The sequence below is a fragment of the Stenotrophomonas sp. Steno-Z2 genome (assembly GCF_056393235.1).
This window is the reverse complement of the sequence record NZ_JBWJOY010000001.1, coordinates 618,748-639,532: the sequence shown is the minus strand read 5'-3', so window position 1 is coordinate 639,532 and position 20,785 is coordinate 618,748. Positions and strand designations below refer to the sequence as shown.

General features: G+C 70.9%; 20 protein-coding genes. 9 read left to right on the top strand and 11 right to left on the bottom strand.

The annotated features are described in order from the left end of the window. Nucleotides 1–80: 80 nt before the first annotated feature. Both cueR and AC06FP_RS02870 read left to right on the top strand, forming a co-directional pair. Entirely contained in the window at nt 81–551 is a 471-nt protein-coding gene (gene cueR / locus AC06FP_RS02875; protein WP_478074415.1) for a Cu(I)-responsive transcriptional regulator, read from the top strand. A gap of 140 nt (nt 552–691) precedes the next feature. Further along, complete coding sequence (locus AC06FP_RS02870) at nt 692–1,267, top strand: OmpO family porin (protein WP_478074414.1); 576 nt, start codon at nt 692–694, stop codon at nt 1,265–1,267. A 282-nt stretch (nt 1,268–1,549) separates the two neighbouring features. Here AC06FP_RS02870 and AC06FP_RS02865 read toward each other — a convergent pair whose 3' ends face one another. Beyond that, nucleotides 1,550–2,020, bottom strand: coding sequence for a YehS family protein (locus tag AC06FP_RS02865; RefSeq protein ID WP_478074413.1), 471 nt, complete (start codon nt 2,018–2,020; stop codon nt 1,550–1,552). Nucleotides 2,021–2,128: 108 nt separating this feature from the next. On the opposite strand from AC06FP_RS02865, the gene AC06FP_RS02860 reads away from it, so the two are divergent. Together AC06FP_RS02860 and AC06FP_RS02855 are read left to right on the top strand one after the other, a co-directional pair. Then, entirely contained in the window at nt 2,129–3,175 is a 1,047-nt protein-coding gene (locus tag AC06FP_RS02860) for an NAD(P)-dependent alcohol dehydrogenase (RefSeq protein WP_478074412.1), read from the top strand. Nucleotides 3,176–3,180: 5 nt separating this feature from the next. Further along, nucleotides 3,181–3,504, top strand: a complete 324-nt coding sequence (locus AC06FP_RS02855; protein ID WP_478074411.1) for a DUF6122 family protein — start codon at nt 3,181–3,183, stop codon at nt 3,502–3,504. A gap of 16 nt (nt 3,505–3,520) precedes the next feature. On the opposite strand, the gene AC06FP_RS02850 is transcribed toward AC06FP_RS02855, so the two are convergent. The 3 genes from AC06FP_RS02850 to AC06FP_RS02840 form a co-directional block, all read right to left on the bottom strand. Then, nucleotides 3,521–3,958, bottom strand: coding sequence for a hypothetical protein (locus tag AC06FP_RS02850; RefSeq protein WP_456117257.1), 438 nt, complete (start codon nt 3,956–3,958; stop codon nt 3,521–3,523). A 97-nt stretch (nt 3,959–4,055) separates the two neighbouring features. Next, nucleotides 4,056–5,267 (bottom strand): NAD(P)/FAD-dependent oxidoreductase, encoded by a 1,212-nt coding sequence (locus AC06FP_RS02845; RefSeq protein ID WP_478074410.1) that lies wholly within the window; start codon nt 5,265–5,267, stop codon nt 4,056–4,058. 25 nt (nt 5,268–5,292) lie between these two features. Then, the gene (locus AC06FP_RS02840; RefSeq protein WP_478074409.1) at nt 5,293–5,784 is read right to left on the bottom strand and encodes a lipocalin family protein; all 492 of its coding nucleotides are present in this window, start codon (nt 5,782–5,784) and stop codon (nt 5,293–5,295) included. Nucleotides 5,785–5,927: 143 nt separating this feature from the next. Here AC06FP_RS02840 and AC06FP_RS02835 point away from each other — a divergent pair, with 143 nt between their 5' ends. Beyond that, the gene (locus tag AC06FP_RS02835) at nt 5,928–6,176 is read left to right on the top strand and encodes a hypothetical protein (RefSeq protein WP_456117254.1); all 249 of its coding nucleotides are present in this window, start codon (nt 5,928–5,930) and stop codon (nt 6,174–6,176) included. Nucleotides 6,177–6,377: 201 nt separating this feature from the next. Next, complete coding sequence (locus tag AC06FP_RS02830) at nt 6,378–8,747, top strand: DUF3772 domain-containing protein (protein ID WP_478074741.1); 2,370 nt, start codon at nt 6,378–6,380, stop codon at nt 8,745–8,747. Nucleotides 8,748–9,089: 342 nt separating this feature from the next. Here the strand turns inward: AC06FP_RS02830 and AC06FP_RS02825 are convergent, their stop codons facing one another. Continuing rightward, nucleotides 9,090–11,192 (bottom strand): phosphoglycerol transferase I, encoded by a 2,103-nt coding sequence (locus tag AC06FP_RS02825; RefSeq protein WP_478074408.1) that lies wholly within the window; start codon nt 11,190–11,192, stop codon nt 9,090–9,092. 330 nt (nt 11,193–11,522) lie between these two features. Then, nucleotides 11,523–13,175: an ABC1 kinase family protein gene (locus AC06FP_RS02820; protein WP_456119486.1), complete on the bottom strand. Its 1,653-nt coding sequence runs from the start codon at nt 13,173–13,175 to the stop codon at nt 11,523–11,525. 178 nt (nt 13,176–13,353) lie between these two features. Between AC06FP_RS02820 and AC06FP_RS02815 the strand changes: the two genes are divergently transcribed. Next, entirely contained in the window at nt 13,354–14,262 is a 909-nt protein-coding gene (locus tag AC06FP_RS02815; RefSeq protein ID WP_478074407.1) for a DUF808 domain-containing protein, read from the top strand. Between the two features lie 7 nt (nt 14,263–14,269). On the opposite strand, the gene AC06FP_RS02810 is transcribed toward AC06FP_RS02815, so the two are convergent. Beyond that, nucleotides 14,270–15,826: a GGDEF domain-containing protein gene (locus AC06FP_RS02810; protein WP_478074406.1), complete on the bottom strand. Its 1,557-nt coding sequence runs from the start codon at nt 15,824–15,826 to the stop codon at nt 14,270–14,272. A 108-nt stretch (nt 15,827–15,934) separates the two neighbouring features. Here AC06FP_RS02810 and AC06FP_RS02805 point away from each other — a divergent pair, with 108 nt between their 5' ends. Continuing rightward, nucleotides 15,935–16,576: a Rossmann-fold NAD(P)-binding domain-containing protein gene (locus AC06FP_RS02805; protein WP_478074405.1), complete on the top strand. Its 642-nt coding sequence runs from the start codon at nt 15,935–15,937 to the stop codon at nt 16,574–16,576. 21 nt (nt 16,577–16,597) lie between these two features. Here the strand turns inward: AC06FP_RS02805 and AC06FP_RS02800 are convergent, their stop codons facing one another. Continuing rightward, nucleotides 16,598–17,356: an SDR family NAD(P)-dependent oxidoreductase gene (locus tag AC06FP_RS02800; RefSeq protein ID WP_478074404.1), complete on the bottom strand. Its 759-nt coding sequence runs from the start codon at nt 17,354–17,356 to the stop codon at nt 16,598–16,600. 473 nt (nt 17,357–17,829) lie between these two features. Here AC06FP_RS02800 and AC06FP_RS02795 point away from each other — a divergent pair, with 473 nt between their 5' ends. Beyond that, a complete protein-coding gene (locus AC06FP_RS02795) occupies nt 17,830–18,210 on the top strand; it encodes a hypothetical protein (RefSeq protein ID WP_478074403.1) in 381 nt (126 codons plus the stop codon). 231 nt (nt 18,211–18,441) lie between these two features. Here AC06FP_RS02795 and AC06FP_RS02790 read toward each other — a convergent pair whose 3' ends face one another. From AC06FP_RS02790 to AC06FP_RS02780, 3 genes are all read right to left on the bottom strand, one after another. Next, complete coding sequence (locus AC06FP_RS02790) at nt 18,442–18,828, bottom strand: VOC family protein (protein WP_478074402.1); 387 nt, start codon at nt 18,826–18,828, stop codon at nt 18,442–18,444. Nucleotides 18,829–18,907: 79 nt separating this feature from the next. Then, complete coding sequence (locus AC06FP_RS02785) at nt 18,908–19,246, bottom strand: hypothetical protein (RefSeq protein ID WP_478074401.1); 339 nt, start codon at nt 19,244–19,246, stop codon at nt 18,908–18,910. 188 nt (nt 19,247–19,434) lie between these two features. After that, nucleotides 19,435–20,784, bottom strand: a complete 1,350-nt coding sequence (locus tag AC06FP_RS02780; protein WP_478074400.1) for a dihydrolipoamide acetyltransferase family protein — start codon at nt 20,782–20,784, stop codon at nt 19,435–19,437. Nucleotide 20,785: the final 1 nt, after the last annotated feature.

The following is a 20,785-nucleotide window of genomic DNA, read 5'->3' as shown; positions in this document are numbered from 1 at the left end:
CCGGCGGGACAATCGGGGCGTTCGGCAACGTTCCGGCGGGCAGGCCCCGCCGCTGCGAGGAGAAAGCGATGGAAGACGCCATGAACATCGGTCAGGCGGCCAGGGCCACCGGCATCTCGGCCAAGATGATCCGCTACTACGAGGACAGCGGCCTGATCGGCCCGGTGGCGCGCACCCAGGCCGGATATCGCGTCTACGGCCCGCGCGACATCCACACCCTGGGCTTCATCAAGCGCTCGCGCGACATGGGCTTCAGCGTGGAGCGCATCGGCGAACTGCTGCAGCTGTGGCGCGACCGCTCGCGCCACAGCGCCGACGTCAAGCGCATGGCGCTGGAGCACGTGGCGGTACTGCAGCAGCGCATCGCCGAACTGCAGGACATGGTGAGCACGGTCCGCGCGCTGGCCGACTGCTGCGCCGGCGACGAGCGGCCCGACTGCCCGATCCTCAGCGACATCGCCACCGGCGCGCCGCTGCACCGGCAGGCCGGCGGCAGTGGGCCGGCGAAAGGAAAACCGCGCCGGAACGCGCGCGTGCCAGAAAACGGCTGAATACAAGCCTAAAAACGCCGTCCAGGAAGGGCGGCGACTTCAGGAAGGATTGAGGTGCATAACGGAAAAATTACATCCGGACGCAGGCAGCCGACGAGCCTGCCGCGCCACCAGACAGTAATTCCTGAAGGTGTACCCCCATGAAGACTTCCCTGATTGCCCTGGCCCTGGCGGCCGCCCTCCCGTTCGCCGCTTCCGCTGCCGACAACCTTTCCTACAACTATGTCGAAGGCGACTACGTCAAGACCGACGTGTCCGGTCCCGACGCCGACGGCTGGGCGCTGAAGGGCTCCTGGGCCTTCCACCCGAACTTCCACGTGTTCGGCGACTTCACCCAGCAGAAGGTCGACCACACCGACGCCAAGTTCGACCAGTGGCGCATCGGCGCCGGCTATAACCGCGCCATCGCGACGAGCACCGACCTGGTCGCGCGCGTGGGCTACCAGAAGTTCGACCCGCACCACAGCAACCTGGACTTCGACGGCTACAACGCCGAAGTGGGCCTGCGCAACGCGTTCGGCGAGCACGCCGAGGTGTATGCCTTCGCCGGCTACCAGGACTACACCAAGAAGCACGGCGTCAACCCGGACGGCGCGTTCTACGGCCGCCTGGGCGGCCAGGTGAAGTTGAACCAGAACTGGGGCATCAACGGCGACATCAAGATGGACCGCCACGGCAACAAGGAATGGTCGGTCGGCCCGCGCTTCAGCTGGTAAGCAGCCCGCGCATGGCGTAACAGGAAAAGCCCGGCGATGCCGGGCTTTTTCTTGCATCCGTAGAGGCGGGGCTCGCCCCGCATGAGGTGCTTCGTTGGTCGCGCATGGCGCCAAGCCATCGCGCCGTAGGAGCGACTTCAGTCGCGATGGGGGCCTTGCCGGGAAAGCCCCGATCGCGACTGATGGCCCGAGGCCACCCAGAGTCGTTCCTGCGGAAGGGTGAGGCACATCGGCGTTCAGCCGATCGGATTACGTGGCGATGCGCCGGTTGGTGCGGTTGCTTTACGCGCCGCGCAGGCGCGCGGTCAGGCCCTTGAGGAAGTTGCGCAGCAGCTGGTCGCCGCAGGCGCGGTAGTTCTTGTGGTCCGGCTGGCGGAACAGCGCCGACAGCTCCGGCTTGGACAGCGGGAAGCCGGCCGCGGCGAAGATCGCGTGCATGTCCACGTCCTTGAGCTGGAAGGCCACGCGCAGCTTCTTCAGCACCAGGTTGTTGGTGATGCGCGTTTCCGGCGCCCGCTGCGGCTGCGAATCGTCGCGGCCGCGGAAGTGGTGGATCAGGCCGTCGAGGAAACGCGCCAGCGCGGCGTCCGGGCAGGCCTGGAACAGCGGCTCGTCGTCGCGGCGCAGGAAATCGTGCACCTGCGCCTGGTCCACGTCGAACGCGGGGTCGGCCAGGTGGATCAGGTCCACCACGTGCCTGTCGCCCAGGTCGAGCATGTAGCGGATGCTGCGCAGTACGTCGTTGTTGATCATCACCACTCCGGAACGGCCGCGGCGCGACGGCCCGGCAGGGCGCACAGTGTAACGCCGCCGCCGGAGACGGCCGGTACAATCCGCTGCGATCCATCCCCGGGACATGCCATGCACACCCCCGCCTACGCCGCGCTTTCTGCCGGCGCGCCGCTGCAACCCTTGGCCATCGAGCGCCGTGCGCTGCGCCCGGACGACGTGGCCATCGACATCCTGTACTGCGGCGTCTGCCATTCGGACCTGCACCAGGTCCGCAACGACTGGGGCGGCTCACGCTACCCGATGGTGCCGGGCCACGAGATCATCGGCCGGGTCCGCGCGGTGGGCAGCGCGGTCGCGCGGCTGAAGGTGGGCGACGCGGTCGGCGTGGGCTGCATGGTCGACAGCTGCCGGCAGTGCGACCAGTGCGCGCACGGCGAGGAACAGTTCTGCCGGCAGGGCCCGACCATGACCTACAACGGCCGCGACCGCATCAGCGGCGAGACGACCCAGGGCGGCTACTCGCGCATGATCGTGGTGCGCGAGGAATTCGCCATCGGGCTTTCGCCGCGGCTGGACCTGGCGCGCGCCGCGCCGCTGCTGTGCGCCGGCATCACCACCTGGTCGCCGCTGCGCCATTACGGCGCCGGCCCCGGCACGCGGCTGGGCGTGGTCGGCCTGGGCGGGCTGGGACACATGGCGGTCAAGCTCGGCGTGGCGCTGGGCTGCGAGGTCACCCTGGTGACCGGCAGCGCGGCCAAGGCCGACGACGCGCGCGCGCTCGGCGCGCACCGGGTGCTGCTGTCGCGCGACGCCGAGGCGATGAAGGCGGCGGCCTCGTCGATGGACCTGATCATCGACACGGTGCCGGTGGCGCACGAGCTGGACCCCTACGTGCGCCTGCTCGACGTGGAGGGCCGCATCGTCGTGGTCGGCGCGCTGGAGCAGATGCCGGTCAACGCCGCGGCGCTGATGCGCGGGCGCCGGCAGGTGTCCGGCTCGCTGATCGGCGGCATCGCGCAGACCCGCGAGCTGCTGGAGTTCTGCGCCGCGCACGGCGTCTACCCGGAGTGCGAGTCGATCCCGATCCAGCGCATCGACGAGGCCTTCGCGCGCATGGAGCGTTCGGACGTGAAGTACCGCTTCGTCATCGACATGGCCTCGCTGGCCGACGCCTGAGCGGCATGGGACTGCGCGCGATCGTGCATCTGTGCCTGCACGCGGCGGTGCCGGCGCTGCTTGCGTGGCTGTTCTGGCGGCCGCGGTTCGGCCGCGCCTGGCTGCTGATGCTGCTGGGCTGGGTGATCGACCTGGACCACCTGCTGGCCGATCCAGTCTATGCGCCGGACCGCTGCAGCATCGGCTTCCACCCGCTGCACACCGCGCCGGCGGCCGCGGTCTACGCCGGCCTGCTGCTGCCGCGGCGCACGCGCCTGTTCGGCATCGGCCTGCTGCTGCACCTGGCGCTGGACGCCATCGACTGCGTGTGGATGCGCTGCGGCGGTTGACTCCCGCCGCGCCGGCTCACCAGCCGCCGTACCACGGGCCGGGGCCGTAGCCGAACGGGCCGGCGCCCTTGCCCTGGCTGACGTGGATGTTCAGGTCCACGCGCCGGGTCTTGCCCTCGTCGGTGTTGTAGTTCTTGCCGAGATTGATGTCGGCCGAACTCCAGTGGCTGTTGCCGAAGGCCTTGGAATAGCCGATGCCGGTGCTGAGCGTGCCATGCACCTGCAGCTTGTCGTCGAGCACCGTCGCGGCCGTGGCGTCCTTGCGCGGCGCCGGGCCGCTGTGGTCGCCGTAATAGGTGCCGGGGGCATCGGCCTGGTAGGACGGATCGTTGAGATAGCGCATCGGCGCCTGCGGCACGCTCAGGTCCAGCGAACCCGGCGCGCTGCCGGCCGGCTGCGCCACCGCCAGGGTCGGCGCCAGCAGGCAGGCAAGGATCATGAGGAACCGGTTCATCGCGCTGGCGCTCCTGGCTGGGGCCGTCATCGTGGCAGGTGGGACACGCCGACGCTAGCGCGGCGGCGGTGAACCGGGGCTGTCGTGGCCGGCGCGCTCAGCCCAGGCGCGCGAAACCGAACAGCCGTACCAGCCGGTGCCGCCGCCGTTCGATGGCCGCGCGCAGCAGGCCGGCGCCGATCATCGAATAGGTGATGCCGTTGCCGCCGTAGGCCATGGCGAACAGCACCCGCGGCCCCCACTGCGGATGGGCGCCGAAGAACGGCAGGCCATCGCGGGTTTCGGCGAAGGTGCCGGCCCAGGCGAAGGCCGGCGCCACTGCCAGGTGCGGGAACAGCCGCCGTACCTTGACGACCAGGCCGTGCGCCTTGCGCTCCACGCGCGCGTCGCGGCGCGCCGGTATGTCGACGGCGTCATCCTCGCCGCCCACCAGCAGGCGCAGGTCGGCGGTGCTGCGCAGGTACAGGTAGGGGCGGGCCGATTCCCACAGCATGGTCCGGCGCAACGGCCCAAGCGCCTCGGCCGGCAGCGGGTCGGTGACGAAGGCATAGCTGCTGCGGTTGCGGGCCACGCGCTGGTCGAGCCAGCGTTCGTTCGCGTAGCCGGCGGCCAGCACCACGTGGCCGCAGCGTATCTCCACGCCCTCGGCGGTGGTCGCCACCACGCCGCGCGAGGTCGGGCGCAGGCCGGTGACGGTAGTGCGGTCGAACACCTGCGCGCCGCGCCGCTGCAGCCGCGCCAGCAGGCGGTGCGCCATGCGGTACGGGTCCACGCTGGCGGCCAGGTCGCTGAGGATGGCCGCCGGCGCAAGGAAGCCGTAGGCGGCGTCGATGTCGTCCGGCTCCAGCCAGTGCACGCCGAAACCGTGCTTCCTGCGCAGTGCGTACTCGGCGCGCAGGTCGTCGCGGTGGCGCCCGCGGCTGGCGTAGTAGAGGCTGTCGCCACGGCGGAAGTCGACGCCGCGCAGTTCCGCGGCCAGCGCCTGCAGCTGCGGGATCGCCTCGGCGCAGGCGCGGTAGGCCAGCACCGCGGCGTCCTCGCCGTAGCGCGCGGCCAGCTCGGTCATGTGCGTGTCGATCTCGTACTGCAGCAGGGCGGTGCTGGCCGCGCTGGAGCCCCAGCCGATGTCGCGCTGCTCCACCACCGCCACCTCGTGCCCGTGCGTGGCCAGTTCGTCGGCGATCAGCGCGCCGGTGATGCCGCCGCCGATCACCAGGACGTCGCAGCGCAGCGCCTGCCGCAACGGCGGATAGGCGCGCATCAGGCCGTTCCTGATCGCCCAGAAGGGATAGCCGCTCTTCAGGTCCATGTGACGGCTCCGTGCCTGGTGCCGCTCAGGCGGTCGGGTGGCCGGTGTGCGGGGTGTGGATCAGGCGATCCACGTCGAAGCCCTGCTGGCGCGCGTAGCCGATGTAGTGCTGGCGGGTGGTCTCGTCCATGTGCGGTTCGCGCGACAGCAGCCACAGGTATTTGCGGTCCGGGCTGCCGACCAGCGCGCTGGTATAGCCGCTGTCGACCAGGATCACCCAGTAGTCGCCCTTGGTGAAGGGAATCCAGCGCAGCCCTTCGGGCAGGAAACTCACTTCCAGGCGGCTGTTGGAAGCATCGACCGGCCTGGCCTGGCCGATGGCTTCTTCCAGTTCGCCGTCGCGCAGGCAGCGGTTGCGCACGCGGATGGCGCCGTCGTCCTCGAGCGTGTAGTGCGCGCTGACGTCGGTGGCGTCTTCCGGCTCGTGGCGCATCGGCAGGCGGTCGATCTCGTACCAGGTGCCGAGGTAGCGCGGCAGGTCGAGGGCGGCGACGGTGGGCAGGGGCGGATGGTTCATGGGGACTCCGGCAGGGGAAAGCCCATGGAGCTATAGGCCAGCGGCGGTGAATGCGGCGTGCCCAGGCGCCCCGCGCGCGGCGTCGCGCTGCCCTCGGCAACGCGCCTGCGCTAGGCTTGCGGCACCGAATACGGGAGACGCCGATGTACGCCGTGATCCTTCTCAAGGACCCGGAGCGCTATGCGCGCGAACGCTGGGAGCAGGTGCCGGACCTGGTCGATTACGAGGGCGAAAGCTATTCGCTGCGCGCCGGGCCGCGGCAGCCGCTGCCGACCGACCGGCAATGGGACCCGGTGGCGGTGTACGCACCGGACGAGTTCACCGAGGAAGAGTTCCAGGACCTGTACGAGGCGCACCGGCCGCATGTGGCCGAGCTCGGCCTGAAGTACTGAACGCGGCCGCGGCGCGTGGCGGCGGGCGAGGGCATCGTCCGCGGCGTTGGCGGAGCATGGACGCCGGCTGACTTATAGTCCGCACACGCGCGGTGGTCCGCGCATGTCCGCGGATCCGCTGCCTTGTCCTCCCGCCCTCGTTTCCCGCTGCTGCGCGCCTTGTTGCTGGTGTTCCTGCTGGTCGGCAGCGGCGTACCGCCCATGGCGGCCGCGGCTGCCGACACCGTGGCGGAGGCAGCGTCGCCGCAGGCGCGCATCGGCCAGGCCGAGCGCGCGCTGCAGGCGGTGCGCCGCTCGCTGGACGACGCCGATGCACCCGAGACGCTGAGGACGCTCGCCGAGCAGGCACTGCAGGCCAAACGCGATGCCGACGCGGCGGTGGCCGCGCTGACGCCGCAGCTGGAGCAGATCGACGCGCGCATCGCCCAGCTCGGGCCGCTGGACGACGGCGCCACCGAGGAGCGCAGCATCGGCCGCCAGCGCAGCGCGCTGGACCAGCAGCGCAGCCAGCTCGACGCGGACATCAAGCGCGGCAGGCTGCTGGCCGAGGACGCGCGGCAGCTGAGCGAATCGATCGAGAAAACACGCGCGCAGCAGTTCGGCGAGCAGCTCGGGCGCAAGGTCGGCTCGCCGCTGTCGCCGGCGCTGTGGCGGCAGTTCGCCGCCAGCCTGCCCGACGATCTGGTGCGCCTGCAGGGGCTGTACCGTCAGGCCGCCGGCGGACTGAAGACGGCCGTGGCCGCGCATGGCTGGACCTCGCCGCTGCTGGGCGCGGCGCTGGCGCTGCTGATGGTGTTCCCGCTGCGGCTGTGGCTGCGCCACCTCGGCCGCCGCTACGCCGCGTCCGGGCACGCGCCGGCCGGGCGCCTGCGCCGCTCGGGCCTGGCGGTGTGGCTGCTGCTGGTCGGCACCCTGCTGCCGGGTTTCGCGGCGATGGTCGTGGTCGCCAGCCTGCGCGGGATAGCGGCGATTCCGCCGCGGCTGGAATCGGTGGCCGACATCTTCGTCATGGCCAGCTTCGTCGCCGCCTTCTACGCGGCGCTGGCGGCCAGCCTGCTGGTGCCGCACCGGCCGTCGTGGCGCCTGCTGGGCATCGACGACGTGGCCGCGCTGCACCTGCGCCGGTTCGCCTGGGGCGCGGCCGGCGTCACTTGGCTGGCCGCGCTGCTGCGCGAGATCAACCGCTCGGCGCGCACCTCGGCGGTGAGCACGGTCACGCTCGACGGTCTGGTCGCGCTGGCCTACGTGGCGCTGATCATGGGCGCGCTGGTGACGCTGGCGCGGCTGCACCGGCGCCGCGCCGCCGAGGCCGCGCTGGCCGAACAGCAGGCCGGTGCGGCGGCCGACGGCCAGCCGCCACGCGCGGCGCGCAGCGGCTGGCTGGTGCTGGCGCGCCTGGCGGGCCACCTCACCGTGCTGGCGGCGCTGCTGGCGACCCTGCTGGGCTACCTCAACTTCGCCATGTTCGTCGCCCAGCAGATGGTGTGGGTGACCGTCGTGGGCATGGCCGTCACGCTGTTGACCCGTTTCGCCGACGACCTGTCGCTGTGGCTGTTCGCGCCGGACAGCGTCTTCGGCCGCACCCTGCGCCTGTCCACCGGCGTGCAGCCGGCGCGGCTGGAACAGGCCGGCGTGCTGCTGTCGGCGGTGCTGCGGATCGGCGTGGTGCTGCTGGGCGTGGCCGCGGTGGCGGCGTGGTTCGGCAATGCCGCGGCGCTGTCGGCCTGGGCGGACACCCTGAACGCGGGGCTGAAAATCGGCGGGCAGACGCTGCGCCCGTCGGCGCTGCTGTGGGCGGTGCTGGTGCTGCTGCTCGGCCTGGGGCTGATGAAGCTGCTGCAGCAATGGCTGGTGGATACCTGGCTGCCGCGGACTGGCTTGGACAGCGGTGCGCGCAATTCGATCAGCACCGTCGCCCGCTACCTGGGCATCGCGCTGGCGGTGCTGTGGTCGCTGGCCACGCTGGGCATCGGTTTCGAGAAGCTGGCGCTGCTGGCCAGCGCGCTGTCGGTAGGCATCGGCTTCGGCCTGCAGGCGATCACCCAGAACTTCGTCTCCGGCCTGATCCTGCTCGCCGAGCGCCCGGTGAAGATCGGCGACTGGGTGAAGATCGGCGACGAGGAGGGCGACATCCGCCGCATTTCGGTGCGCTCCACCGAGATCCAGGTGGGCGACAAGTCCACGCTTATCGTGCCCAACTCCGAACTGATCACCAAGACCATCCGCAACATGACGATGGCCAACACGCTGGGGCGCATCCAGATCCAGTTCTCGGTGCCGCTGGGTACCGACGTGGGCCGGGTGCGACAACTGCTGCTGGACATCTTCGCCGGCAACGAGAAGGTGCTGGCCGAACCGGCGCCGTCGGTGTTCATCGATTCGATCGGCGGCGGGCTGGTGGCGCTGAACTGCTTCGCCTACGTGTCCAGTCCGCGCGCCGTGTATGGCGCGCGCTCGGAGCTGCTGTTCGAACTGCTGCGCGCGACCGCCGAGCAGGGCATCGCGCTGGCGACGCCTACCGACGTGCGCCTGGTGCGCGGCGACCCGCAGGCGCCTGGATCGGCGACGTAGGTCCCCGGCACGTCGTCGTCGTAGGAGCGGCTTCAGCCGCGAACGCTCTGTGGCCTGTCCGGAAAGCGTTCGCGGCTGAAGCCGCTCCTACGGGGGTGCGTGCGCGTTGCTGTTTCCTGCTTCCACGTGCCACGCATGGCATGCGCGGAGATCCTGCCGCGCAGAATGATCGCGCTGGTGGTGCCCAGCGATACGCGGCGATCCAGTAATCGCCGGAATCGGAGATGCGGAAACCCCGGCATGTCGTAGGAGCGGCTTCAGCCGCGAACGCTCCTGTGGCCTGCCCGGAAAGCGTTCGCGGCTGAAGCCGCTCCTACGGGGGCGTTCGACAGGGCGGCGGGCTCAGGAGCGCGGCCGGCTGCGGATCGCCGGCACCAGCGCGTAGCTGTCCACCGCCAGCTTCTCGGCGTGGCCCAGCCAGGCGCGGATCTCCAGGTCGTCGATCTCCTCGTCCAGGCCCAGCGGCAGGGTGATGCGGCCGTCGCTGTCCGGCAGCACCCATTGCTGGGCCACCACCACCCTGCGCTGCGAGGACACCGCCTCGACCCAGAACGCGCGTTCCGGGCGCTGGCTGGCATACAGCTCCAGCACGTACCGGCCGGGGCGCGTGTGCTGCGCCTTGCGGCTGATCATGCGCGACTGGCGCACGCTGGGGCGCGGGCCGTGGAAGGGCTCCAGCGGCGCGTCCACGGCGATGCCGCGGCGCAGCTGCGCATCGCGGTACAGGCGCATGCCCTGGTCGCTGTCCACCAGCAGCGCGCACCAGTCGCCGTCGGCCGAAGCGTCCTCGAAGGCGGTGCAGCGGTCCACGTAGGCGAGGCGGTGGCTTGGGTCGGCCTCGTCGAACCGGCGCGAGGTATTTTCCAGGTACACCGATTCCAGCGCCCACTGCGCGTCGTATTCCAGCAGCACCGGCGGCTGCACCTTCTGCACGCCGACCAGCACCTGGTCGTCGTCCAGGCGCAGCATGCGGGTCTGGTCGCCCAGCCACAGCGAGCGGGCGAAGGCGCGGTAGCGCGCATAGCCGGAAGGGTCGGCCTTGAGCGCGGCGACGCTGGCGCTGGCGGGGCGCGGCGAGGCCAGCAGCGAACGGCCGAAGCCGATCGCGTCGATGGCCGGGTCCAGCAGCTGCAGCAGGGTGGCGCCCGAATCCAGGGTGGTGCCCGCGTCGGCGGTGAGCTGGCGCGGGGCGATGTCCTTGCCGAGGAACAGCAGCAGGTTCTCGCGCTGCAGCTTCTCCAGCACGGCGCTGAGGTCGTTGGGCATGGCCAGGTGGTCGGAGGCGACCACCACCAGCGTGTCCTCGCCGAACTCGCTGGCGCGGATGCGGTCCACCAGCCGCGAGATCAGCCGGTCGGTGCACTTGAGCGCTTTGAGCAGGCCGATGTCGCCGTACGGGCTCGGGTAGCGCGTGCCCTTGCAGGCCACCGGCAGATGCCCGGCCGGATGATGCGTGTCCATGGTCAGCGCGGTGAGCATGAACGGCTGGCCGGTGCGCGACAGCTCGATGAAGCGGTCGAAGGCGCGTTCCAGCAGCACGTCGTCGTGGATGCCCCAGTTGGAGAAATGGCTGTTGGCGATGCGCTGCTGCCGGAACCAGGCCAGGTCGCGGATGTCGTCGTAGCCATGGCTGGCGAGGAAGTCGGCCTTGGCCGCGAACTGGCCGTTGGCGCCGCCCATGTAGTGGTTGCTGTAGCCCTGCTGCTTCAGGTAGTCGCCCAGGCAGAACGCCTCGGGCAGGAAGTGGCCCATGCGGCCCATGCTGTTCTCGTCGCCCTGCGCGGTGGTCAGCGGCACGCCGCACATCGACGAGACCAAGCCGGCGATGGTCCAGCCGCTGCCATCGGCCGAGGCGATGCCGCGCACGTCCAGCGCCTCGCCGGCGAGCCGGCGCAGGTTGGGCATCAGCCCGGGAAACGCCTGCTCGTCCAGGTAGGTGCGTTCCAGGCTCTCGCCGTAGATCCACACGATGTTCTTCGGCCGCGCCAGCGCCCGCGTCGGCACCACGTACTCCGGCGCCACCACGCTGTAGTCCACCGGCTTCATCTGCTGGTACATGCGGCGCGCGTCGCCGTACAGCGGGCTGCCCACCACCGCGGCCACCAGCAGCGCGGCGAAGGCCGCCGACAGCGCCGTGCCATGCCGTGGCAGGCGGAAGCGGCGCACGCGCAGCAGCAGCAAAGGGCTCAGCGAGAGCAGGATAAGGATCACGAAAACGACGATGTAACCCTGGAAATCACCGACGCCGGCGCCCTCCATGTCGCTGCGCAGGTGGTAGAGCGTGGCCGAATTGATGCCGTCGCCGCTGAGCCGGTCGATCAGCCACCAGGCGCTGGACGCCAGCAGCAGCAATGTCAGCAGGCCCGCCTTGAGCCGCGCCAGCATGGGCGTGGCCAGCAACAACAGGAACAGCGCGGGCAGATACAGCCAGAAAGTCCAATGCATGCGGTCGCTTGGGTAGTGGAAACGGAAAGCGCCTCTATGCGGGGGAAGAGAGGCGCGATCCACAGGCCTGTGTCAGGCGCATGAAACGTGGATGACCGAATCATGCACAGACAAACCTGACTGAAATGTTTGCTGGAAACGGCACAGTGCGCGGCGCGTTTCGGGCGGTCGCTGCATGCCGCGTATCGATCTTCGAAAGTGCCGAGGCACGGTGCATCGCGCATGCGATGCGGTGCGATCCGCATCGTCGTCGATGATCGAGCGGCAGCCGATGCGTGCCGGATATGGCCGGTTTTCCGTTGTTTTCTGCCCGCGCGGCGCGGGTGGCGCTCAGCGGTGCCCGCGTTCCTCGCGCGCGCGGGCGCGGGTGCGGCGGTCGAACAGCAGCGCGCTGACGATCAGGCCCAGGCCGATGATCACGCCGATCAGGAACAGCAGCATCGCGAACGCAGGGTAGCCGAACAGCGAGAAGCGGCTGGGCACGCGCATCAGCAGCGCCGAGGACAGCAGCAGCGCGGCGGTGATCAGCCCGGCGGCGATGCGGTTGGCGACCTTCTGGATGTTCTCCATCAGCCGCGATTCCTCCAGCCCGGTGACCTTCATCTGCAGGCGGTTCTCGGCCACCAGGCTGAGGATGTCGGACATGCGCCGCGGGCCGGTGCGCAGCAGCTGCTGCAGCTCCATCGCCTCGCTGGCGAGGTTGGCGACCGACAGCGACTTCACCAGGCGCGCGCGCATCACGTGCTGCAGCTGCCGCTCCACCACGCCGCGCATGTCCAGCTCCGGCGCCAGCAGGCGGCACGCGCCTTCCAGGTTGAGCAGCGCCTTGCCCAGCAGGCTCAGCTCCGGCGGCGTGCGCAGGTTGCAGGCGGTGGCGATGCGCACGATTTCCAGCACCACGCGGCCTTCGGACAAGGTGCCGTTGGCGGCGTAGCGCGCGATCATCTGCCCGGTCAGGCGCAGGTAGCGCTCCTCGTCGTAGTCCTCCAGGCGCGTGCTGATGCCGATGATCTCGTCGGCCACTTCCTCGCCGCGCCCGTCCACTGCGGCGAACAGCACCTTGAGCAGGCGCTCGCGCAGGCGCGGCGGCACGTGCGCGACCATGCCCAGGTCGAACACCGCCAGGCGCTGGTCGTCGGTCACGCGCAGGTTGCCGGGGTGCGGATCGGCATGGATCTCGCCATGCACGAAGATCTGGTCCAGGTAGCCGCGCACCAGCGCCGCGGCCAGCGGCTGCATCGACTGCTCGGTGCGCCGCACCGGCGGGATCGCGTCCACGCGCACGCCATGCACCAGTTCCATGGTCAGCACCCGCCGCCGGCACAGGTCCCACAGCGGCTGCGGTACCCACAGTTCCGGGTAGGGCGCCAGGTGCTGGCCGAAACGCGACAGGTTGGTGGCCTCGGCGTCGTAGTCCAGCTCCATGCGCAGGGTGGTGGCGAACTCGTCCAGCCAGTCGGCGAAGCGCACGCGGCGGCCGACGCGGGTCAGGTGGTCGGCGGCGCTGGCGAAACTGCGCAGCACCGCGATGTCCGAGCGCAGCTGCGCGGCGACCTCGGGCTTCTGCACCTTGATCGCCACCTCGCGGCCGTCGTGCAGCACCGCGCGGTGTACCTGGGCGATGGAGGCGCAGCCCAGCGGCTCGGGGTCGAACAGCGCGAACAGCTTGCCGACCGGGGCGCCGAGTTCTTCCTCGATCACCGTGCGGATCTGCTCCACCGGAATCGGCGCGACCTGTTCCTGCATGCGTTCCAGCGCGGCCACGTACTCCAGCGGGATCATGTCCGGGCGCGTGGACAGTACCTGGCCGAGCTTGACGAAGGTGGTGCCCAGCGCTTCCAGGTCGGAGACGAACTGCGCCGGGTCGGCGTCGTCGGGAAGGCGGGCGTTGCGCGGCAGCTCGCCGTCCAGCTGCAGGCCGGAGAACACCCCCGAATTGCGGTAGCGCAGCAGCAGCCGCAGGATCTGCTGGCGCCGGCTCATGCTGCCGACGGTGGTGGGCGCGGCCGGGTCGTGTTTCGCTGCAGTCAAGGCGTTCTCCCGCACGGCATGATCGGGCAGTGTCGCCGCGGGAGGGTGGTCGGGGGGTGAACGCGGCGGCCATGTCGCGCGGGCCCGCGATGCGGGACAATCCGCGCTTCCCCAACGCCCACGGTGCCCCATGGCTGGAGCCGGCCTGTTCGCCCTGCTAGACGATATCGCGACCCTGCTCGACGACGTTTCCATCCTGACCAAGGTCGCGGCCAAGAAGACCGCCGGCGTGCTCGGCGACGACCTGGCGCTGAACGCGCAGCAGGTCACCGGCGTCAGCGCGGCGCGCGAACTGCCGGTGGTGTGGGCGGTGGCCAAGGGCTCGCTGCTCAACAAGGCGATCCTGGTGCCGGCGGCGCTGGCGATCAGCGCGTGGCTGCCCTGGGCGATCACGCCGTTGATGATGCTTGGCGGCGCCTTCCTCTGCTACGAGGGCGTGGAAAAACTGGCGCACAGGTTCCTGCACGGCAAGGAGGACGAGCAGCGGCACGCCGAGCGCGTACAGGCGCTGGCCGATGCCGGGGTGGACATGGTCGCCTGGGAGAAGGACAAGATCCGCGGAGCGATCCGCACCGATTTCATCCTGTCGGCGGAGATCATCGTGCTGTCGCTGGGCGTGGTGGCGCACGAGCCGTTCCTGCAGCGGGTGCTGGTGCTGGCGGCCATCGCGCTGGCGATGACCGTATTCGTCTACGGGCTGGTGGCCGGCATCGTCAAGCTCGACGACATCGGCATGTGGCTGCTGCGCCGCGGCCGCGCCGCCGCGGCGCTGGGCCGCGCGATCCTGCGCGCGATGCCGTGGCTGATGCGCGGGCTGTCGATCGCCGGCACCGCGGCGATGTTCCTGGTCGGCGGCGGCATCCTCGTGCACGCGATACCAGCCCTGCACCACCTGGTGGTGGGCTGGATTCCTTCGCCGGCCTGGGAGATCGCGGCCAATGCGCTGGGCAGCGTGGTGGTGGGCATCCTCGCCGGCGCGCTGGTACTGGCCGCGGTGATGCTGGTGCAGCGCCTGCGCGGCGGCAAGCCGGCGCATTGAGCGGCGCTCAGTCGGCGTTGCCCACCCGGTCGCGGCCGGCCTGCTTGGCCGCGTAGAGGGCGCGGTCGGCGCGTTGCAGCAGGGCGTCGGCGGATTCGCCGGGGCGCCATTGCGCGATGCCGGCGCTGAAGCGCACGTGCACGCGCTGGCCCTCGTGCAGGAACGGGCGATGGGCGAGGGCTTCCTGCAGGCGTCGCAGCTGCGCGTCGGCCTGCGCCTGCGGCATGCCGGGCAGGACCAGCACGAATTCATCGCCGCCCAGGCGCGCGACCTGGCCGTGGCTGCCCAGGCGTGTCTGCGTGGTCGCCACCAGGTGGCGCAGCGCATGGTCGCCACCGGCATGGCCGTAGTCGGCGTTGGTCTGGCTGAAGTGGTCCAGGTCCAGCATGGCGACGCTGAGTCGCGCCTGCGCATCGCCCATCGCCCCGGCGAGCAGTTCCTGCAGGCCACGCCGGTTCAGGGCCCCGGTCAGCGGATCGGTGCGCAGCTGGCTGCCGGCCTCCTCCAGCGCGTGTTCGAGCTGCTGCACGCGCTGTTCGGCGGCCACCGCCTCGGCGCGCGCGCTGGCCAGGCGGTCGCGCGCACGCAGCGCCTGCGCCTGCACACGCGCGGTGTCCTGCAGCACGTTCTGCAGCAGCTGGCCGAGGTCGGCGAGGCTGCGCGCCTGGCGCACGGCGATCGCGTAGCTGGCGATGCGGTCGTGGTACTCGCCGGTTTCCGAGGCCATGCCTTCGACCTGCTCGACGAAGTCGACCATCAGGTCCTTCATCGCCTCCCGGGATTCCTCCAGGCCCTGCCTGAGCACGCCCTGCCGGTAGATCACCTCGCGCAGGTCGTTGCGGGTGCGCTCGAGCGAGGTGCGGTCCAGCGGCCCGGCCAGCACCTGCCGCACGTTGTCGATCTGGCCATGCAGCCAGCTGCCGCCGTCGATCAGCTCGGCGATGTTCTGCAGCAGCAGGTCGAACAGGTTGAGCAGCAGGTCGTGCTGTTCGTGCAGCACGTCGTTGCGCACGCCGACCTGGTGGCAGAGTTCGCGCAGGTGCTGCTCCACCGGCTCCAGCGGTTGCCCTGAGCGCCAGCCGCGCAGTTCCTCGCCCATGCGCCGGGCCTGGGTTTCCAGCTCCGGCGCCTGCTGCAGCAGGCTGGACAGCACCGCGCCCAGGGTGTTGCGCAGCATGTCGCGCAGGCGCTCGGCCTCGCTGTTGCCGGCGGGCGCCGGTTCCAGTTCGATGGTGCGGATGTACTTGTCGATCAGCTGCCGCAGCAGGCGGCCGTAGCGTTCCCACTCCTGGCGGTCGCAGGCGCTGTGCAGCAGCCGGCCGAGATCGCCGAGTTCGCCGGGCAGGCTGGACATGCCCTGGGCGAACGCGTGCAGCAGCGCTTCCGGCGCATGCGCCTGGCTGAAGATCCGTTGCAGCGGTGCCGCGCCGTGGCCGTGCGCGGGCGCTGCCGGTGCCGGCGCCGCGGAGGCGGACGCCGGCGTTTCGGCCACGGCCTGGCGGCGTGACAGGATGCGCCCCAGTCCGGCAGGCTGGGGAGGCGGTGTGTCGGTGCTGTCGGCCATCGCGGGGCGGTTCTGGACGGGAGACGCGGCCGGGCCGCGGGCGGGGATCGATGCCCCATTATCGGCATGGCGGATGCCGGCTTGAACAGCCGGCGAAGGAGGAGCGGGATGCGTGTATTGCTGGCCGGGGCCACCGGCCTGGTCGGATCGCAGGTACTGCGGCGCCTGCTGGCCGACGCGCGCTGCACGGCCGTCGTCGCGCCCGTGCGCAGGCCGCTGGCGCTGCGGCATCCGCGCCTGCTGGCTCCGGTGCTGGACTTCGAACGCCTGCCGGCGGACGCGCCCTGGTGGCAGGTGGACGCGGCGATCTGCGCGCTGGGCTCGACCCTGAAGCAGGCTGGGTCGCGGCAGGCTTTCCAGCGCATCGACCATGGCTATCCGCTGGCCATCGCGCGCGCCGTGCGGGCGCACGGCTGCACGGTGTTCGCCCTGAACTCGGCGATGGGCGCCAATCCGCGCTCGCCGTTTTTCTACAATCGGGTCAAGGGCGGGCTGGAGCGGGACCTGCGCGCACTGGCGTTCGCGTCGCTGGCGCTGGTGCGGCCGGGGCTGATCGGCGGCGAGCGCGCCGAACCGCGACCCGGCGAGCATGCCGCCGCACGGGTGCTGGGGGCACTGGCGCCGGTGCTGCCGCGTGCGTGGCGCATCAACCCGGCCGGTCGCATCGCCGATGCGCTGGTCGAAGCGGCGCTGGCGCCGCGTCCGGGCGTGCGGGTGATCGGGTCGGCGCAGCTGGTGGAACCGGCGTGAAGTGGAAGCGGCGCGGCGCGCTCAGGCCGGCAGCGACTGGCCGCCATCCACCGCCAGCACCTGCCCGGTGATCCAGCGCGCGGCGGGCGAGCACAGGAACACCGCGGCCGCGGCCACGTCGTCGGCATGGCCGAAGCCGCCGAACGGAATGCGTTCGCGGATGCGTTCATAGAGCGCCGGCTCGGACGTGCGGCGCTGGTCCCACAGCCCGCCGGGAAACTCGATGGAACCCGGGGCGATGGCGTTGACGCGGATGCGTTCGCGTGCCAGTTCGGTGGCGAGGGTGACGGTGTAGTAGTCCAGTGCCGCCTTGGCGGTGGAATAGGCGGCCGCGCGCGGCGTCGGCACGCGGCCGTTGATCGAGCTGACGTTGAGGATGGCCGGTGCCTCGCTGCGCCGCAGGTGCGGCAGCGCGAAGCGGTTGGTGCGCACCGCGGCCATCAGGTCGACTTCGAAGCCGGCCCGCCAGCTGGCGTCGTCATCGCCGTTGCCGAACCCGGAGGCGTTGTTGACCACCACGTCGATGCCGCCCAGCGCGGCGGCGGCGGCTTCGACCCAGGCCTCGATCCGTGCCGGATCGGCCAGGTCGCAGGCCTGCACGTGCACGCGCGCGCCGCCGGCTTCCAGCGTTTCCCGCGCGCGCCGCAGGCCATCGGCGCCGCGCGCGCACAGGCTCAACCGCACGCCCTGGCGGGCGAATGCGGTGGCGATGGCCAGGCCGATGCCGCGGCTGCCGCCGGCGATCAGGACGCGGGCACCGCCCAGGTCGGAAAGGGACATCATCGGGCTCCGTTGCGGGGAAGGTGGCCATTGTCGCCGCAATCGCCGTGTTCATTCGCGGGTGCTGGCGGCCGGCCCGGGGTCGGGGGGCATGCGCATCACGCGGAAGCGGTGGCCGGGGTGCCTGCATCATCCACCCGCGCCTGACGATGCCGATACGCACACGTCGAGGGCTTCGCGCCGGGCAGTGGGGCCCCGGCAGGCGCGTTTCATCGCCGGAAACGGGGTTTCGTCGCATGGCGGCTTCCGCCGGCGCGGCGCGCGGCTATGCTCGCCGCAGTTCCACGCACGGCCGCCTTCGATGCCCGGGGCACCGTTCAATCGATCACCGTTTGTTCCGTGCATCGTTGCGTTGCCGGGGGGCTGATGACCGGGCTTGCGTACGCGCGCGCTGCGCGCCGGTATCGCCCCGGCACGCACTGGAGCGTCGGCCATCGGTGACCTTGTTCAACCCATATGACCGGAGGAATGCCATGACCACCAGATTCTCCCTGCCCAGGTTCTTCGTGCTGCTGCCGTTCCTGGCCATGCTGTCCGGCTGTTCGGCGGGCACCACCACCTTCACCAGCGAGGTGGACTCGGATGTGGAAACCCTGAACAGCAGGGTCCGCGTGCAGGACGGCGCGTCCCGCTTCGAATGCCGCGCCAGCAGCAGCGGCCAGTGCCACTACACGCTGTACCCTTCTGCGTGCAACGGCAAGGCCGACTGCGAGCTCGCGCCGCTGCAGCGCTTCGCGGTGGCGCGTGGCGAAAGCCGGCAGGTCGCCGGGCTCGTCGATTTCCGGCCCTGCGTGAGCACCCGGGATGCGAAAGTCGGCGCGGATTGTCAGCCTGCAGCGGGCGTGGCGCGCTGAGGCTGACAATCCGCTGCCGAGGGTCCTGCCCGCAGGCTCCTGCCGCTGCACCGCGATGTCGTCGGGGTGCGTGAGGCGGCAGGTGCAGTCGAACAACGCTGGATGCACCCCGGAAGGTTTCGCCACCCATCGGCGCGAGCCGTGGATTGCGGGTCTCCTGGGCGCATCGTCGACGTTGGACAGGCTGAGGGAAAGGCCGCCCGGTGTCCATTGCCGCGGCAACCGCCGCGTTCATTCCCAGGTGTTGGCGGCCTGCCCCGGGTCGGGATGGCGCATGCGCACCACGCAGAAGCGATGGCCGGTGGGCGCTTCCATCACCCACCAGCGCTTGACGAAGCCGATGCGGCGCGCGCCCAGGGCTTCGAGCCGGCTGGCCTCGGCGTCGATGTCGTCCGCTTCGATGTCCAGGTGCACGCGCGAGGGGTGGGCCACGCGCTGCACTTCGACATGCAGGCCGCCGGGCGCACCGGACAATTCGGCGTACTGCGCGCAGTCCGCGTCGGTCTCGGCCGGTCGGGACGGCAGGCCGAGCGCCGCGCTCCAGAACGTGGCGGCGGTGTCGCTGTCGGTGTCCTGGCAATCGATGATGAAACCGGCCAGGCGGCTGCGGTGGGCCATGGGAGCGCTCCGGTGGTGGGAAACGACGAGCTTGCGCCCGTGCCGTCGAAGCGCGCGTGACGCCGCGGCGCGCGCCGGCTCAGCGCGGCGCGCTGGCGAGGAACAGTTCGACCTTGCCGCAGGACGGGCAGGCATGCAGGTCGAAGGCCTCGCGGTTGACCAGCAGTTCGCCGAGGTTGCCGAGCAGGAACGGCATGGCCTGCGAGCCCTCGTGGAAGCGCTTGCGGCCGACGAACACCATCGGGGTGCCGGGACAGCGCAGGCAGTCGAGCAGGCGCGGCGGCCAGGCCTGCGGATCGGCATTGTCGGGCCGGAACGCCGGATCCGCGCTGCCATCGGCGTGAGTGCCGCATTTCCAGCATTGTTCGAAACCGTCCTCGTTGCTTTCCCTGCAGTGGCTACAGATCCAGTGGCTCATGGCGGCAGCGGATGGAGGTGGACCCGCATCGTAGCGTGGCCGGACTTCGCCGTGATGGCGTTTCACCTGTCCCGTTGCCGGGCGATGCGGGCCGGCGATCACGAAGATCGCCGTGGCGGAGGGCAGCGACAAAAAAAGCCCGCATCGCTGCGGGCTCAAGTCCTGCTGCAGAACATCCGCCGTCGGCGTCAGTCCGGCCTGGCCAGGTCGTCGATCAGCACGCGCAGGAAGCGCGCGGCTTCGCCGCCGGTGCAGGCGCGGTGGTCGAAGGTGACCGACAGCGGGATGACCTTGTGCGTTTCCACACCCCCCATCACCGGGGTGACCTGGAAGCGGGCGCGGCCGGCGGCGACGATGGCCACGCACGGCGGCACCACCACCGGGGTGGCGTAGCGGCCGGCGAACATGCCGAAGTTGGACAGGCTGATGGTGTAGCCGCTCAGCTCCGATGGCGCGATGCTGCGGTCCTCCACCTGCTGGCGCAGGCGGTTGATGCCTTCGCGCACGCCGCGCGCGTCGAGCATGTCGGCGTTGCGCAGCGCCGGCACGAACAGGCCGTCGTCGGTGTCCACGGCGATGCCGATGTCCACCTGCGCGTGCAGGGTGCGGGTGAGGTTGTCGCCGTCGAACCAGGCGTTCATCGCCGGCACCGCCTGGCAGGCGGTCACGATGCCGCGCACCAGGCGCGAGGTCATGTCGTTGCCCGGTGCCCAGGCGTGGATGTCGGCGTCGTCGGTCAGCGTGGTCGGCACGACTTTGCTGTGCGCATCGGCCATCACCCGCGCCATGTTGCGGCGCACGCCCTTGAGCGGCTCCGGCTGGCCCTTGGCGGCCACGCCCGGGGGCGCGGTGCGCATCGGCTTGCCGGCGGCCGACAGCGGCGTGCGCGCGGCTTCAGCGCGTACGGCCGGCGCTGGCGCGGCCGCTGCCTGCGGCGCCGCGGTGGGCGAGGAACCGATGCGTGCGGTGCCCGCGGCGGCGGCCTGCTTGACGTCGTTCATGGTCACCGCGCCGTCGGCGCCGGTGGCGCGCACCCGCGCCAGGTCCACGCCGAGCTTGCGCGCCATCGCACGCACCGCCGGCACCGCCTTGACCCCGCCCACGGCCACGGCCTGTTCGGTGTGCACGGCGTTGGAGCTGACCATGGCGCCGACCACGGTGCCTTCGTCGGCGCGTTCGGCAGCGGCAGCGGCGGGTGCCGCTGCGGGCGCCGGCGCCGGTGCCGGCGTGGCCGGAGCGGGCGCGCCGTGGTGGTGGCCGGTGTCCTGGCCTTCAGCGCGCTGCGGCAGGTTCGGGTCGATCTCGAACTGGGCCAGCATGTGCCCGGTCACCACGATGTCGCCGGCGGCGCCGGCCAGTTTCAGCACCTTGCCGGAGACCGGCGAGGGCACTTCCACCACGGCCTTGGCGGTCTCCATCGACACCAGCGGCTCGTCCAGCTTGATCACGTCGCCTTCCTTGACGAACCACTCCACGATGGTCGCGTCCGGCAGGCCTTCGCCCAGGTCGGGCAGGTTGAAGTTTTTGGTCTGGCTCATT